The organism is Streptomyces sp. NEAU-sy36 (assembly GCF_013423905.1).
Taxonomy (GTDB): Bacteria; Actinomycetota; Actinomycetes; order Streptomycetales; family Streptomycetaceae; genus Streptomyces; species Streptomyces misionensis.
On record NZ_CP058977.1, the window covers coordinates 8,278,580 to 8,292,780 of the forward strand.

At 70.2% G+C, this 14,201-nt stretch carries 15 protein-coding genes; 9 read left to right on the plus strand and 6 right to left on the minus strand.

The annotated features are described in order from the left end of the window. Nucleotides 1–5 precede the first annotated feature (5 nt). The 5 genes from HZZ00_RS36510 to HZZ00_RS36530 all read left to right on the plus strand — a co-directional run bounded on the left by HZZ00_RS36510 (nucleotide 6) and on the right by HZZ00_RS36530 (nucleotide 4,396). On the plus strand, nucleotides 6–533 hold the full coding sequence (locus tag HZZ00_RS36510) for a low molecular weight protein-tyrosine-phosphatase (protein WP_180330275.1): 528 nt from the start codon (nucleotides 6–8) through the stop codon (nucleotides 531–533). Then, on the plus strand, nucleotides 530–1,678 hold the full coding sequence (locus tag HZZ00_RS36515; RefSeq protein ID WP_180330276.1) for a cystathionine gamma-lyase: 1,149 nt from the start codon (nucleotides 530–532) through the stop codon (nucleotides 1,676–1,678). The genes HZZ00_RS36510 and HZZ00_RS36515 overlap by 4 nt, the downstream gene beginning before the upstream one ends. Before the next feature lie 204 nt (nucleotides 1,679–1,882). Beyond that, a complete protein-coding gene (locus HZZ00_RS36520; protein ID WP_180330277.1) occupies nucleotides 1,883–2,788 on the plus strand; it encodes a LysR family transcriptional regulator in 906 nt (301 codons plus the stop codon). Between the two features lie 83 nt (nucleotides 2,789–2,871). Next, entirely contained in the window at nucleotides 2,872–3,354 is a 483-nt protein-coding gene (locus HZZ00_RS36525) for an NUDIX domain-containing protein (protein ID WP_070028820.1), read from the plus strand. Nucleotides 3,355–3,529: 175 nt separating this feature from the next. Beyond that, nucleotides 3,530–4,396: a GNAT family N-acetyltransferase gene (locus HZZ00_RS36530; RefSeq protein WP_180330278.1), complete on the plus strand. Its 867-nt coding sequence runs from the start codon at nucleotides 3,530–3,532 to the stop codon at nucleotides 4,394–4,396. A gap of 67 nt (nucleotides 4,397–4,463) precedes the next feature. Here the strand turns inward: HZZ00_RS36530 and HZZ00_RS36535 are convergent, their stop codons facing one another. Together HZZ00_RS36535 and HZZ00_RS36540 are read right to left on the minus strand one after the other, a co-directional pair. Next, complete coding sequence (locus HZZ00_RS36535; protein WP_180330279.1) at nucleotides 4,464–4,883, minus strand: heme-binding protein; 420 nt, start codon at nucleotides 4,881–4,883, stop codon at nucleotides 4,464–4,466. 96 nt (nucleotides 4,884–4,979) lie between these two features. Next, a complete protein-coding gene (locus HZZ00_RS36540) occupies nucleotides 4,980–6,188 on the minus strand; it encodes an MFS transporter (protein WP_180330280.1) in 1,209 nt (402 codons plus the stop codon). Nucleotides 6,189–6,331: 143 nt separating this feature from the next. Here HZZ00_RS36540 and HZZ00_RS36545 point away from each other — a divergent pair, with 143 nt between their 5' ends. Both HZZ00_RS36545 and HZZ00_RS36550 read left to right on the plus strand, forming a co-directional pair. Then, nucleotides 6,332–6,790: a MarR family winged helix-turn-helix transcriptional regulator gene (locus HZZ00_RS36545; protein ID WP_070028824.1), complete on the plus strand. Its 459-nt coding sequence runs from the start codon at nucleotides 6,332–6,334 to the stop codon at nucleotides 6,788–6,790. 9 nt (nucleotides 6,791–6,799) lie between these two features. Beyond that, entirely contained in the window at nucleotides 6,800–7,252 is a 453-nt protein-coding gene (locus HZZ00_RS36550) for a GNAT family N-acetyltransferase (RefSeq protein WP_070028825.1), read from the plus strand. 88 nt (nucleotides 7,253–7,340) lie between these two features. Here HZZ00_RS36550 and HZZ00_RS36555 read toward each other — a convergent pair whose 3' ends face one another. After that, nucleotides 7,341–8,726 (minus strand): serine hydrolase, encoded by a 1,386-nt coding sequence (locus tag HZZ00_RS36555; protein WP_180330281.1) that lies wholly within the window; start codon nucleotides 8,724–8,726, stop codon nucleotides 7,341–7,343. Between the two features lie 307 nt (nucleotides 8,727–9,033). Between HZZ00_RS36555 and HZZ00_RS36560 the strand changes: the two genes are divergently transcribed. Next, nucleotides 9,034–9,876, plus strand: a complete 843-nt coding sequence (locus HZZ00_RS36560; protein WP_180330282.1) for a phosphotransferase — start codon at nucleotides 9,034–9,036, stop codon at nucleotides 9,874–9,876. 165 nt (nucleotides 9,877–10,041) lie between these two features. Here HZZ00_RS36560 and dnaB read toward each other — a convergent pair whose 3' ends face one another. Next, on the minus strand, nucleotides 10,042–11,520 hold the full coding sequence (gene dnaB / locus HZZ00_RS36565) for a replicative DNA helicase (RefSeq protein ID WP_070028827.1): 1,479 nt from the start codon (nucleotides 11,518–11,520) through the stop codon (nucleotides 10,042–10,044). 483 nt (nucleotides 11,521–12,003) lie between these two features. Between dnaB and HZZ00_RS36570 the strand changes: the two genes are divergently transcribed. Then, nucleotides 12,004–13,341 (plus strand): MATE family efflux transporter, encoded by a 1,338-nt coding sequence (locus HZZ00_RS36570; protein ID WP_180330283.1) that lies wholly within the window; start codon nucleotides 12,004–12,006, stop codon nucleotides 13,339–13,341. Nucleotides 13,342–13,461: 120 nt separating this feature from the next. Here HZZ00_RS36570 and rplI read toward each other — a convergent pair whose 3' ends face one another. Together rplI and rpsR are read right to left on the minus strand one after the other, a co-directional pair. Further along, nucleotides 13,462–13,908 carry a 50S ribosomal protein L9 gene (gene rplI, locus HZZ00_RS36575; protein ID WP_070028829.1) on the minus strand — a complete coding sequence of 149 codons (447 nt, stop codon included), beginning with the start codon at nucleotides 13,906–13,908 and terminating at the stop codon, nucleotides 13,462–13,464. Nucleotides 13,909–13,926: 18 nt separating this feature from the next. Continuing rightward, the gene (gene rpsR / locus HZZ00_RS36580; RefSeq protein ID WP_003949403.1) at nucleotides 13,927–14,163 is read right to left on the minus strand and encodes a 30S ribosomal protein S18; all 237 of its coding nucleotides are present in this window, start codon (nucleotides 14,161–14,163) and stop codon (nucleotides 13,927–13,929) included. Nucleotides 14,164–14,201: the final 38 nt, after the last annotated feature.

Genomic DNA, 14,201 nt, shown 5'->3' on the forward strand with positions numbered 1-14,201 from the left:
GCCCCATGACCTACCGCGTCTGCTTCGTGTGCACCGGCAACATCTGCCGTTCCCCGATGGCCGAGTACGTCTTCCGCGCGCGGGTGGCGGAGGCCGGGCTGGAGGAACACGTGGAGATCGACAGCGCCGGCACCGGCGGCTGGCACGAGGGCGAGCCCGCCGACCCGCGCACCGTCGCCGTCCTGCACGACCACGGCTACGACTGCGACCACATCGCGCGCCAGTTCCAGCCGTCGTGGTTCGCCCGCCTCGATCTGGTGATCGCCCTGGACGCGGGACACCTCAGGGCCCTGCGCCGGCTCGCGCCCACCGAGGCGGACGCGCGCAAGATCCGGCTGCTGCGTACGTACGCCCACGCCTCGCCCGGATCCCCCGCCCGGGACGAGCCCCCCGCGGCCGGTGACGACCTCGACGTGCCGGACCCGTACTACGGCGGTCTGGACGGCTTCGAGGAATGCCTTGAGATGGTGGAGGAGGCGAGCACCGGTCTGCTCGCCGCCGTACGGGAACACCTGGAGGGACGGGCGGCATGAGCGCGACCGGTACGAGCGAGGACCCCGTCGGCGACGGCACGCGCGCGGTCCGGGCCGGGCTGCCCGAACCGGTCAAACACGAGCCGACCCTGCCCGGCCCCGTCTTCGCGGCGCACTTCCACCTGCCGGGCGAGGTGGCGGGTCCGTACTCCTACGGCCGCGACGACAACCCGACCTGGACGCTGCTGGAGAACGCCATCGGCGAGCTGGAGGCACCCGGGCGGGCGGACGTGGAGACGCTGGTGTTCGCCTCCGGGATGGCCGCTGTCTCCGCCGTGCTCTTCTCCCAGTTGCGCGCCGGGGACGCGGTGGTCCTGCCGTCCGACGGCTACCAGGCGCTGCCGCTGGTCCGCGCCCAGCTGGAGGCGTACGGCGTCGAGGTGCGCACCGCCCCGACCGGCGGGGACGCCCAGCTGGAGGTGCTGGAGGGGGCCCGGCTGCTGTGGATCGAGTCGCCGTCGAACCCCGGGCTCGATGTGTGCGACATCCGGCGCCTGGCGGTCGCGGCCCATGCCCAGGGCACCCTGGTGGCCGTCGACAACACCCTCGCCACCCCGCTCGGGCAGCGCCCGCTGGCTCTGGGCGCCGACTTCGCCGTGGCCAGCGGTACCAAGCAGCTCACCGGGCACGGGGATGTCCTCCTGGGGTACGTGGCCGGGCGCGACGCCGAGGTGATGGCCGCCGTACGGCGCTGGCGAAAGATCGTCGGGGCGATCCCCGGACCCATGGAGTCGTGGCTCGCGCACCGGTCCATCGCCACGCTCCAGTTGCGCGCCGACCGGCAGAACGCCACCGCCCTCACCGTTGCCGAGGCCCTGCGGCAGCGGCCGGAGGTGTCGGGCCTGCGGTACCCGGGGCTGCCCGACGACCCCGCGCACAAGGTCGCCTCCCGGCAGATGCGCCGCTACGGCTGTGTGGTGTCGTTCACGCTGCCCTCCCGCGCGCGTGCCGAGCGCTTCCTCGCCGCCCTGCGCCTGGTGGAGGACGCGACGAGCTTCGGCGGGGTGCGCTCCACGGCCGAGCGTCGTGCCCGCTGGGGCGGGGACGCGGTCCCGGAGGGGTTCATCCGGATGTCGATCGGCGCCGAGGACCCGGGGGACCTGGTGGCGGACATCCTGCGTGCCCTGGACGAGTCGGCGGACTGACCCGGCGTCCAACGGAAATGGGGCGACGGTCCGAGCCTCCCCCCTCTTGGCTCGGACCGTCCACGGTTCCGCTTGCGAAGAACCGTGCGACCAAGGCTAGTTGACTCTCTGTCAGTGTCCAATCACGCTGATGGCAGGGGGGTATCGACATATTTATCGTTGCCGACTGCCGGGCCCGAGGGCGACGGCAGGGAGGGGCTTGCCATGGATCTGGCCTTGCTGCGCACCTTCGTCACCGTGCACCGGGCCGGTTCCTTCACCCGCGCCGCGGCGTTGCTCGGGCTCTCCCAACCCGCCGTCACCTCGCAGATCCGCACGCTGGAACGCCAGCTCGGCAGGCCCCTCTTCCTCCGCCAGGCGCGCGGCGTCACCCCGACCAGCATCGGCGACGAACTCGCCCACAAGGCCGCACCCCACCTCGACGCGCTGGTGGAGATAGCCGAGAGCCGGCTGGAGGACGAGTCCTCACGAAGAACGCTGCACCTGGCCGGGCCACCGGAGTTCATCGCCGAACGGGTCCTGCCCGCCCTCACCGAACCGGCCGGCGAGGACGGCAGGGGCTTCGCGCTGCGGGCCGCCTTCGGGACCACGGAAGAGGTCCTGGAGGGGCTGGCGGCCGGGCACCACGACCTGGCCCTCAGCACCACCCGCCCGCGCGGCGCCCTGTTCACCGCCACCGCGCTCTGCGACGAGGAGCACGTACTGGTCGCCGCTCCCCGCTGGGCCGAGCACATAGGCCCGGACGCGTTGCGGCTGAAGGGGGCGCCCGCGCTCCAGGGCCTCCCCCTGATCGACATCCACGAGTCACTGCCGTTCGTCTCCCGCTACTGGACGTCGGTCTTCGACGCCCGCCCGGCCGCCCCCGGCACGATCGTCGCCCCGGATCTGCGGGCCGTGCTCGCCTGTGCGATCGCGGGCGCGGGTCTGGCCGTACTGCCCCGGTACCTGTGCGCACCGGCGCTCGACGGGGGAGCGCTCACCGCCCTGCACGACCCGGTGGTGCCCCCGCTGCGCACCTACTTCCTGGTGGTGCGCACGGGCACGCTCGCCCTGCCACCCGTGGCTCAAGCCCATGAACACCTGCTGAGGGCGGCCGCACGCTGGTACTGAGACCCACGCAGGGCCACGCAACGCGGTCGTCCGACCCCGCTTTGCGATGTTTCACGTGGAACCAGCCGGGCCACATTTCTCCCATGACCGTCCGACCCGTGGTCAAGCGCACCGCCCGCGCCGTTCTCCTGGACGGTGACGACCTGATCCTGATCAAGCGCACCAAGCCCGGCGTCGATCCCTACTGGGTGACCCCCGGCGGCGGGGTCGAGCCCGGGGACTCGACCGTCGTGGACGCCCTGCACCGGGAGGTGTACGAGGAACTGGGCGCCAAGATCGCCGATGTGGTGCCGTGCTTCGTGGACACGGTGGAGCACATCGGCGAGGACGGGGGCGCGACCGGTGTGAAGGTGCAGCACTTCTTCGTCTGCCGGCTGGAGTCCATGGACCCGTCCCTGCGCCATGGCCCGGAGGTGGACGAGCCGGCCGGCGAATACGAGATCGTCCGTGTCCCGTTCACCCGGGTCGGTATCGCCTCCGTCCATCTCGTCCCGCTGTCGCTGCGGCACTACCTGGACGGCAACATCGAAGGCGTGCGCGCCATGCACGCTCCGGATCTGGGATAGCCAGGCGTCACCCGACAACCGGGCCAGGCGATGTTTCACGTGAAACACTCCGGGCCGCCCGCGCGCCGCCGGGCTGTCCACGGACTGTACGTACGGCTACGAGATGACCAAAAGCGCGTGCGTCCGCATCGAAACGGGTGGACGCCGGGGGTCTGCTTCGGACAGCCTGACGTGCGTGCCAACTCCTTCCCTCGACGCTCTGCCCATTCGCCGTCTGACGCTCCGCGATCTCACCGCCTGCGCCGACCTGTCCGAGGACCGGGGGTGGCCACGCGAGGAACACAAGTGGGGCTTCCTCCTCACGGCAGGACGGGGCTTCGGTATCGACGACCCGCGGGGCGGCCTCGTCGCCGCCTGCGTCCTCACCGAGTACGGAACCTGGGAGCGGCCGGAACTCGGCGCCGTCGGCATGGTCCTCGTCGCCGAGCGCCATGCCCGTCAGGGCGTCGGACGCCGCCTGATGCGCCATGTGCTGTCGGTCATGGACGGCACCCCGTTGACCCTGTACGCCACGGAGAACGGCCGCCCGCTCTACGAGGAGCTGGGTTTCAAGGTGACGGGGCGGGCGGAGATGCTGATGGGCCGCTTCACGCCCGGCGGGCCGGAGACAGGGGTGCGGACGCGCGCCGCCACCGCGGAGGATCTGGCCGGGATCCTGCGGCTGGACGAGGAGGTGTTCGGCGCCGACCGGACGCCCCTCATCGCCCGACTGCCCGCCTTCGCGGACCAGCTCCGGGTGGCCGAGGAGGACGGCCGGATCACCGGTTACGCGGCCGCGTGGCCGAACATGGACACCCATGTCGTCGGCCCGCTGATCGCCCGGGACACGGAGACCGCCCGGGCGCTGATCACCTCCCTGGCGGCCGGCACGGACCGTCCGCTGCGCACCGACATCGACGTACGTCACGAGGAGCTGCTGGCGTGGGCCAAGGCGCGGGGCCTGGCGTCCGTGGTGTGCAACTCGGTGATGACCTACGGCACCAACGAGCTGCCCGGTGACTGGACGCGTCGGTTCGCCCCGCTGACGGTGGCCGCCGGCTGAGCCGCGGTACGACGTGGACAGGCCCCGCCGGTAAGCGGCGGGGCCTGTGTCCGTTCCGGAGCGGTGATCAGGCGAGGGCCCGCACGGCCGCGGTGGCGAAGCCGTGGTCCTGCTCGGGCGCCCCGCCACCGACGCCGACGGCACCGATCAGCCGGCCGTCCCGGTGGACGGGGACGCCGCCCGCGATGAACAGCAGCGGCCGGTCGAGGGCCGTGGGCAGCGTGTGGAAGAGGCCGCCCGGCTGAACGGCGTCGACCAGGTCCGCGGTGGGGGTGTTCAGCTGGAGCGCGGTGTAGGCCTTGCGGGTGCTGGTCTCGCCGGAGATCAGCACGGCCCGGTCGTCCCGGCGGAAGGCGAGCAGGTGGCCGCCCGCGTCGAGGACGGTGACGCTGACGGTGACTCCCGCCTCCTCGGCCGCTCGGCGGGCCGTGGCGACCAGCAGCTCGGCGTCCTCGATGGTGAGCGGGGCGACGGCGGTGGTGGTCATGGACGTGTCTCCTCGGGTGCTGCGGTGGGGACCGCACCGGGTCGGTGCGGGGGACTGTGGGGGCTGTGGGGTGGTGGCTGCCCCGGGGGTGGTGACTCAGTGGTGGACGGCGGCGTGCCGGCCGCTGGGGGCGCCGGAGGCGACCACGGTTCCGCGGGCGGTGTCACGGCGCTCCAGGGCGGCCGAGAGGACGGCGAGGACCAATGCGGCCACCGCGAGGACGGCACCGACCCAGTTGGGGGCCGTGTAGCCGAAGCCGGCCGAGATCACCAGGCCGCCGAGCCAGGCGGAGAGCGCGTTGCCCAGGTTGAAGGCGCCGATGTTCACGGCCGAGGCGAGCGTGGGCGCGCCGTGCGCCTGGTCGAGGACACGCTTCTGCAGCGGCGGGACGGTGGCGAAACCGAGCGCGCCGATGAGGGCGATGGTCACGGCGGCCGCGATCTTGTTGTGGGCGGTCAGCGTGAACAGGGCGAGGACGAGGGCCAGGGCGCCCAGCGAGACGTACAGCATCGGCATCAGGGCGCGGTCGGCGAACCTGCCGCCGACGAGGTTGCCGCCGACCATGCCGATGCCGAACAGGACCAGTAGCCAGGTGACCGAGCCGTCGGCGAAGCCGGCGACGTGGGTCATCATCGGCGCGATGTAGGTGATGGCCGCGAAGACACCGCCGAAACCGAGGACGGTCATCGCCATGGCGAGCAGGACCTGGGCGTTCTTGAAGGCGGCCAGCTCGTGCCGCAGGTGCACGCCCTCGGGGCGGGGCAGCTCGGGCACCAGCTTGGCGATGCCGGCGAGGCCGATCACGCCGAGCGCGGCGACGATCCCGAAGGTGACGCGCCAGCCGACGTGCTGGCCGACCAGGGTGCCCAGCGGGACACCGACGACATTGGCGACGGTCAGGCCGGTGAACATCATGGCGATGGCGCCGGCCTTCTTCTGCGGCGCGACCAGCTCGGCCGCCACGACCGAGCCGATGCCGAAGAAGGCTCCGTGGGCGAGCGAGGCGACCACGCGGCCGATCAGCATGACCGCGAAGGCGGGGGCCAGCGCGGACAGCAGGTTGCCCGCGATGAAGAGGCCCATCAGCAGCATCAGCATCCGCTTGCGCGGGATCCTGGTGCCGAGCACGGTCATCAGCGGAGCGCCGATGACCACGCCGAGCGCGTAGCCGGTCACCAGCAGGCCGGCCGTGGGGATGGAGACCCCGAAATCACCCGCGACCTCGGGCAGCAAGCCCATGATCACGAACTCGGTGGTCCCGATTCCGAAGGCCCCGATCGCGAGGGCCAGAAGCGCGAGAGGCATGTGGGGGTACACCTTCCCAAACGGTTGCAGGAGCGCTTTGCGTGCCATCACGATAATTGCAGACGCGGGATAATTGCAAGAGCGGGCTATCACGGAAGTGGTCTACTCTTGAGGAAGCCGCTCCGGGACGGAGGAACACGCCAATGACAGCGACGGACCCCGCGCTCACCGCCCTCGCTCAGGGCTGGTGCGCACTCTCTGCGCTGCACGGGAAGATCGAGGCGCACATCGAGCGCGCCCTGCAGGCGCAGCACGACCTCAGCGTGCGCGAGTACTCACTGCTCGACGTACTGAGCCGGCAGCACGACGGCGAGGGCGGGCATCTCCAGATGAAGCAGGTCGCCGACGCGGTCGTGCTCAGCCAGAGCGCCACCACCCGTCTGGTGACCCGCCTGGAGGACCGCGGACTGCTGGAGCGCTATCTGTGCCCCACCGACCGGCGTGGCATCTACACCAATGTCACCGAGCAGGGCCTGCGGCTGCTGGAGAAGGCACGGCCCACCAATGACGCCGCCCTGCGCGAGGCGCTGGACAAGGCATCGGAGAACCCCGAACTGGCCCCGCTGGTCAAGGTCGTGGAGTCGCTGAACGTGCCCGCGTAGGGTGCGGGCATGGGAGATCTTGAGATACGGGCGGCGACCGCCGACGACCTTCCGGCGATCATCGCCATGCTCGCCGACGATCCGCTGGGCGCGCAGCGGGAGTCGCCCGACGATCCCGCGCCGTACCAGGCGGCGCTGAAGCGGCTGGAGGCGGACCCGAACCAGCACCTCGTCGTCGCCGTGCGCGACGGCCGGGTGATCGGGACCCTCCAGCTCACCACCATCCCCGGGCTTTCCCACCGGGGCGCGACACGAGCGCTCATCGAGGCCGTGCGCATCCACGCCGACGAACGCGGCAGCGGGCTGGGCACCGAACTGATCCAGTGGGCCATCGACACGGCCCGGCGGCTCGACTGCCGAATGGTGCAGCTGACGTCCGACAAGGCCCGTACCGACGCCCACCGCTTCTACGAGCGGCTCGGCTTCACCGCCTCGCACGAGGGCTTCAAGCTTCGGCTCTGACGGCTTCACCCCGCCGGGAGCAGAACGAAGGGGCTCGCGTTTCACGTGAAACGCGAGCCCCCTGTGCACCGCCGGACCAGTCCACGGATCAGGAGAGGCCCCGCCAGCCCTCCGGGTCCACACCACCGGGCACCGGGGCCTCGGGGTCGTACGGCTGCCGGGTGAACACGAACGAGCCGAGGTCGAGGTGGCTCAGTGACCCGTCCGGTCGGCGCACGGGCCGCAGCAGCTCACCGGCGTAGTAGTCCTCCAGCCCCGTCCAGGTGCCGTCCCCGTTCGAGCGGAAACGGGAGCTGCGACCGCCGCCGGTCAGAGGAGCGAGCGAGAGAAGACCGTCGGCCGTCACCCGCAGCCCGAAGGCACCGGTCCCCCAGTACCACTGCCCGGCCAGTTCCAGAACCGCCGGGTCGACCTCCCGCAGCGGGCGCCAGGGCTCGGGGATCCGCGGCTCCGCCTCGGCGACGATCCGCACGAGATCGGCGCCCACCGTCCCCAGCGACGGCCCGCTGGTGCAGTTGGTGAGCACCACCGCGGCCAGGTCGTCCTCCACGCTGATGGTGAGATTGGCCAGGAAGCCGGGCAGCGAGCCGGAGTGGCCGACCAGCAGCCGCCCGTCGCGGGTGGTGAGCTGCATCCCGAGGCCGTAGCTGGTTCCGTCCACCACATCGGGGGCCTCGGCCGGCGCCGCCGGGGTCCGCATCTCCAGCACCGACTCCGCGCTCAGTACCCGCTCGTCGCCATGGGCCAGGAAGACCGCGAACCGCGCCAGGTCCCCCGTGGTCGACCACAGCTGGCCGGCGGACGCCATCCGGCCCAGGTCCTCCGCCGGCTCCGGCAGCAGCGCGTCGGCCCACGGATGCACCGCCCAGCCGCCCGCGTGCGGGGCCTGCGGCTGGGGACTGGTGCGGTGCAGGCCGAGCGGTTCGAGGATCTCCCGGCGCAGCACCTCCTCCCAAGGGGCGCCGCGCAGCTCCTCCACCAGCGCGCCGAGCAGTGTGTAGCCGGTGTTGGAGTAGTGGTGCAGCCGCCCCGCGGGGTGCAGCAGGGGCTGCTCGCCGAGTACATCGCCCAGCTCGGGCCGCAGCGAGCCCGGGGTCCGCTCCCACCAGGGGCCGGGGGATTCGGCCGCCACCCCGGCCGTGTGCGCGAGCAGCTGGGCGATCGTGGCCTGCCCCACTGCGGTGCCCGGCAGATGCTTGTCCAGCGGATCTCCGAGATCGAGCACACCCTCGTCGCGCAGCCGCATCACCAGTACGGCCGTGAAGGTCTTGGTGATGGACCCGATCCGGTACTGCACGTTCTCGTCCGGCGCGTGCCCTTCCACCGAGCTGCGCGCTCCGTGCCACACGGTTTGCCCGTCCCGCACCACGGCGGCGACCAGCGACGGTGTCCGTCCCTCGCGCTGGGCGACGGCGATCCTGTGCAGCAATGCGCGCTGCGTCCCCGGGAGCAGCCCGTCCTGTGAAGTCGTCATCCCCCCAGTCCATCCGCTGGAACGCCGAGCGTCGAATTCATTTCCGGCGCGGTCGCGGCGGAGAAGGGCGTCGACCGAGACGTCCCGGTCGGTCTCGTCTGCCTCATCGGCACCGGCCTGGGCCTGCTGGAGCAGGAGCGGCCACGTTCCGTCCGCGGACAGAAAATCCCACGGCCTGTGCAGGCCCTGCTTTGCGATGCTTATCGCCGGGTCCGGGTCCGGGCTCCGAATGATGTTCGCGAAGACCTCGGGGGCGTCGCTGTTGTCCCCAGACGTCCATGCGTACTCAACGACGAGGGAGAACGGTATGGAGCCGTTGGAACTCCGCCGAGCAGTGGCGGCAGGACGGGCAACCGCTTCGGAGCTGGGCCTTCAGGTCGACGACGCCATCGTCATCCACAACTCGGACCGCGTCGCGCTGCGCCTGGTCCCATGCGATGTTCTCGCTCGGGTCGCGCCTTCGGGACATCTGGCTGGTTCCGAGTTCGAAGTGGAGGTTGCAAACCGTCTCGCCGACCTCGACGCACCGGTGGCCGAGCTCGATCCTCGGGTCGAGCCCCGTGTCTATGTGCGTGACGCCTTCGCCATCTCGCTCTGGACCTACTACGAACCCGTGGGATCAGAGATCGCGCCGACCGACTATGCGGACGCGCTCATGCGGCACCATGCCACCCTGCGCCGGATCGATCTGGACGCACCACATTTCACCGATCGAGTCGCCGCGGCGCTGAGAGAGGTGAACGACCGGGAGCAGTCCCCCGAGCTACCCGATTCCGACCGGGAACTCCTCGGCAACACACTCAGTGGGCTGAGCGCCACGATCAGCAGCGACGAAACCGACGACCAGCTGCTGCACGGCGAGCCGCATCCGGGGAACCTCCTCAACACGAGGAGAGGGCCGCTTTTCGTAGACCTCGTCACGTGCTGCCGTGGGCCGATCGAGTTCGACCTCGCCCATGCCCCCGAAGAAGTGGGAGAGCACTACGCGGGGGCTGACCACGCCCTGATCCAGCGGTGCCGCGCCCTGAACTGGGCGATGTTCTCGGCCTGGCGCTGGCGCCGAGACGACCAAATGCCCGACCGGAGCCACTGGAGAGTGGAGGGACTCAACCGGGTTCGTGCTGCACTCGATCGCTGCGCACTGGGCTGAACTCGAAGAAAAGGGCTGTCAGGTCCCGATCCACAGCACCGTGTGCGCTCCGACTACGGGCAGCGAACTCGTGGATCACGTGATCGTCCACGGTGGACGACCAATACGTGGCTCTCCTTGATGGAAAGTGGCCACGGGTTCTGGAAACCTGCACACGGGGTCCGCTCAGGTCTGGGCCATGTCCACGAAGCGCGAGTAGTGGCCCTGGAAGGCGACCGTGATGGTGGCCGTGGGACCGTTACGGTGCTTGGCGACGATCAGGTCGGCCTCGCCCGCGCGCGGGGACTCCTTCTCGTAGGCGTCCTCGCGGTGCAGCAGGATGACCATGTCGGCGTCCTGCTCGATCGAGCCGGACTCACGCAGGTCGGAGACCATCGGCTTCTTGTCGGTGCGCTGCTCGGGACCACGGTTGAGCTGGGACAGCGCGATGACCGGGATCTCCAGCTCCTTGGCGAGCAGCTTGAGGTTACGGGACATGTCCGAGACCTCCTGCTGACGGCTCTCGGCGCGCTTGGAGCCGCCGGACTGCATCAGCTGGAGGTAGTCGATGACGACCAGCTTCAGATCGTTGCGCTGCTTGAGCCGGCGGCACTTGGCCCGGATCTCCATCATCGACAGGTTCGGGGAGTCGTCGATGTAGAGCGGGGCGGCCGAGACGTCCGGCATGCGGCGGGCGAGCCGGGTCCAGTCCTCGTCGGTCATCGTGCCGGAGCGCATGTGGTGCAGGGCGACCCGGGCCTCGGCGGACAGCAGGCGCATCGCGATCTCGTTCCGCCCCATTTCGAGCGAGAAGATGACGCTCGGCAGGTTGTGCTTGATGGCCGCGGCCCGCGCGAAGTCCAGGGCGAGCGTCGACTTACCCATGGCGGGACGGGCCGCGATGACGATCATCTGACCGGGGTGCAGACCGTTGGTGAGCGAGTCGAAGTCGGTGAAGCCGGTCGGCACACCCGTCATCTCGCCGCTGCGCGAGCCGATCGCCTCGATCTCGTCGAGGGCGCCCTCCATGATGTCGCCCAGCGGCAGATAGTCCTCACTGGTGCGCTGCTCGGTGACGGCGTAGATCTCGGCCTGGGCGCTGTTGACGATCTCGTCCACGTCGCCGTCGGCCGCGTATCCCATCTGGGTGATGCGCGTTCCGGCCTCGACCAGCCGGCGCAGGACGGCGCGCTCGTGGACGATCTCCGCGTAGTACTCGGCGTTGGCCGCCGTCGGCACGGTCTGCACCAGGCTGTGCAGGTACGCGGCGCCGCCGACCTTGTTGATCTCACCGCGCTTGGTCAACTCGGCGGCGATGGTGATCGGGTCGGCCGGCTCGCCCTTGGCGTAGACGTCCAGGATCGCCTGGTAGATCGTCTCGTGCGCGGGCTTGTAGAAGTCGTGGCCCTTGAGGATCTCCACGACGTCGGCGATGGCGTCCTTGGACAGCAGCATGCCGCCCAGCACCGACTGCTCGGCGTCGAGGTCCTGCGGGGGCACCCGCTCGAAGGAGGAACCGCCGCCATCCCAGGAAGCGTTGTCCCGGCCCCGGTCGTGCTGCTCGTCACGACCCCGGCCGCCGTCGGGACGCCGACGGGAGGCCGGCAGACGATCACTGGGCCCGCTGTCCGCCCACGGATCGTCCAAGGGCTCGGAAATGCTCACCGAGCCACCTCCTCCCGTCCGCGCGGCGGACCTCGCCGTGGCCTCTGTTGTACGGCACGACACTGACAAATCGAGAGGCCCGACTCCGCTTCTGGCGCGTCGGTTTTATGCCGTTTCCCGGGCCTCGGAGGACATGTCTTCCGGGGCCGGGAGAAGGAGCGGGCGCCGGACAACGGTAGGCCCGTCGGCACCGTCAGCCAATCTGGTTATCCACAGGCCATGTGGACGACCGGCCCGATGCTGTGGAGAACTCGCCGAAACCTGTGCACGACCCGGTGGACAGCCCTGTGAACAAGCCCTCGCCCTCATCCGCGACACCTCTCTGACCTGCGGGTTCGAGATCCACGGGCTGTGCAGAAGAAAAAGTTTCCCGGTCGGGCCAAGATCGCTTCGAACGGTGCGCGAAACGACGGCGGTCGAGATCGTCAGTAAGGGGCACTCTTTGATTGCATCTCTTACCTGTGGACGATTAGATTAGCGCTCATGACTCAGGCTCCCGAGATCCCCGAGGCCACCCGGCGGCGGCACGACCGAGAGATCGTCGCGCTGGCCGTCCCGGCCTTCGGCGCACTCGTCGCCGAGCCCCTCTTCGTCATGGCGGACAGCGCGATCGTCGGCCATCTCGGCACCGCACAGCTCGCCGGTCTCGGCGTCGCCTCCGCACTGCTGACCACTGCCGTGAGCGTGTTCGTCTTCCTCGCCTACGCCACCACTGCCGCCGTGGCCCGCCGCACGGGCGCGGGCGATCTCCGGGGCGCCATCCGCCAGGGCATGGACGGCATCTGGCTGGCGCTGCTGCTCGGGTGCGCCGTCATCGCCGTCGTCCTTCCGCTGGCCCCCGGCATCGTGGACCTCTTCGGCGCCTCCACCACGGCCGCCCCGTACGCCACGACGTATCTGCGCATCTCCTCCCTGGGCATCCCGGCCATGCTCATGGTGCTCGCCGCCACCGGCGTGCTGCGCGGCCTCCAGGACACGAGGACCCCGCTCTATGTCGCCGTCGCCGGCTTCATCGCCAACGCCGTCCTCAACGCGAGCCTGGTCTACGGTGCCGGACTCGGCATCGCCGGCTCGGCCTGGGGCACGGTCGTCGCGCAGTGCGGGATGGCGGCCGTCTATCTGACCGTGGTCGTGCGCGGCGCCCGTCGGCATGGCGCCTCCCTCCGCCCGGACGCGGCCGGTATCCGCGCCTCGGCGCAGGCCGGTGTCCCCCTGCTGGTCCGCACCCTGTCGCTGCGCGCCATCCTCATGATCGCCACCGCGGTCGCGGCCCGGCTCGGGGATGCCGACATCGCCGCCCACCAGATCGTTCTGTCCCTGTGGAATCTGCTCGCCTTCGCGCTCGACGCGATCGCCATCGCGGGGCAGGCCATCATCGGCCGCCACCTCGGGGCGAGCGATGCCCAGGGCGCTCGTGAGGCCTGCCGGCGGATGGTCCGGTGGGGCATCGCGACCGGTGTCGTCCTCGGGCTGCTCGTGGTCGTCGCACGGCCGCTGTTCCTCCCGCTGTTCACCGGTGACGCGGTGGTCAAGGACGCGGCGTTGCCCGCTCTGCTGATGGTGGCGCTGTCACAGCCCATCTGCGGAATCGTCTTCGTCCTGGACGGAGTCCTGATGGGCGCGGGCGACGGACCCTACCTGGCCTGGGCCATGCTGCTGACCCTGGCGGTGTTCGTGCCGGTCGCCCTGCTCGTCCCGACGCTCGGTGGCGGACTGACCGCGCTGTGGGCCGCGATGACGCTGATGATGACCACCCGCATGGCGACCCTGTGGTGGCGCAGCCGCTCGGGCCGCTGGATCGTGACGGGCGCGACCCGCTGACCGTTTCACGTGAAACATCACCCTCATCCGAGGGCTGCATACAAATGGCCGCGAACAAAAAGAGGGGCCGTACCCGCAATGGGTACGGCCCCTCTCAGCTGCTCAGACCGAGCACGGCGGTCAGCCCGCGACGACCTCGATGTTGACCTTGGCGGCCACCTCGGGGTGCAGACGCACGGACGTCTCGTGGGCGCCCAGGGTCTTGATCGGAGCGGACAGCTCCACACGGCGCTTGTCGACCTCGGGGCCACCGGAAGCCTTGATCGCGGAAGCGATGTCGGCCGGGGTGACGGAACCGAAGAGACGGCCGGAGTCGCCGGAGCGAACGGCCAGGCGGACCTTCACGCCCTCGAGCTGGGCCTTGATCTGGTTGGCCTGCTCGATGGTCTGGATCTCGTGGATCTTGCGAGCACGACGGATCTGCTCGACGTCCTTCTCGCCACCCTTGGTCCAGCGGATAGCGAACTTCCGCGGGATCAGGTAGTTGCGAGCGTAGCCGTCCTTGACGTCGACGACGTCGCCGGCGGCACCGAGGCCGGACACCTCGTGGGTGAGGATGATCTTCATGAGTCGGTCACCCTTCCCTTAGCGCGCGGTGGACGTGTAGGGCAGCAGCGCCATCTCACGGCTGTTCTTCACGGCCGTGGCGACGTCACGCTGGTGCTGGGTGCAGTTGCCGGTCACGCGGCGGGCACGGATCTTGCCGCGGTCGGAAATGAACTTCCGCAGCATGTTCGTGTCCTTGTAGTCCACGTACGTGACCTTGTCCTTGCAGAAAGCGCAGACCTTCTTCTTCGGCTTGCGCACAGGCGGCTTCGCCATGGTGATTCTCCTGTGTGATCAAGAAGTGTGGATACGAG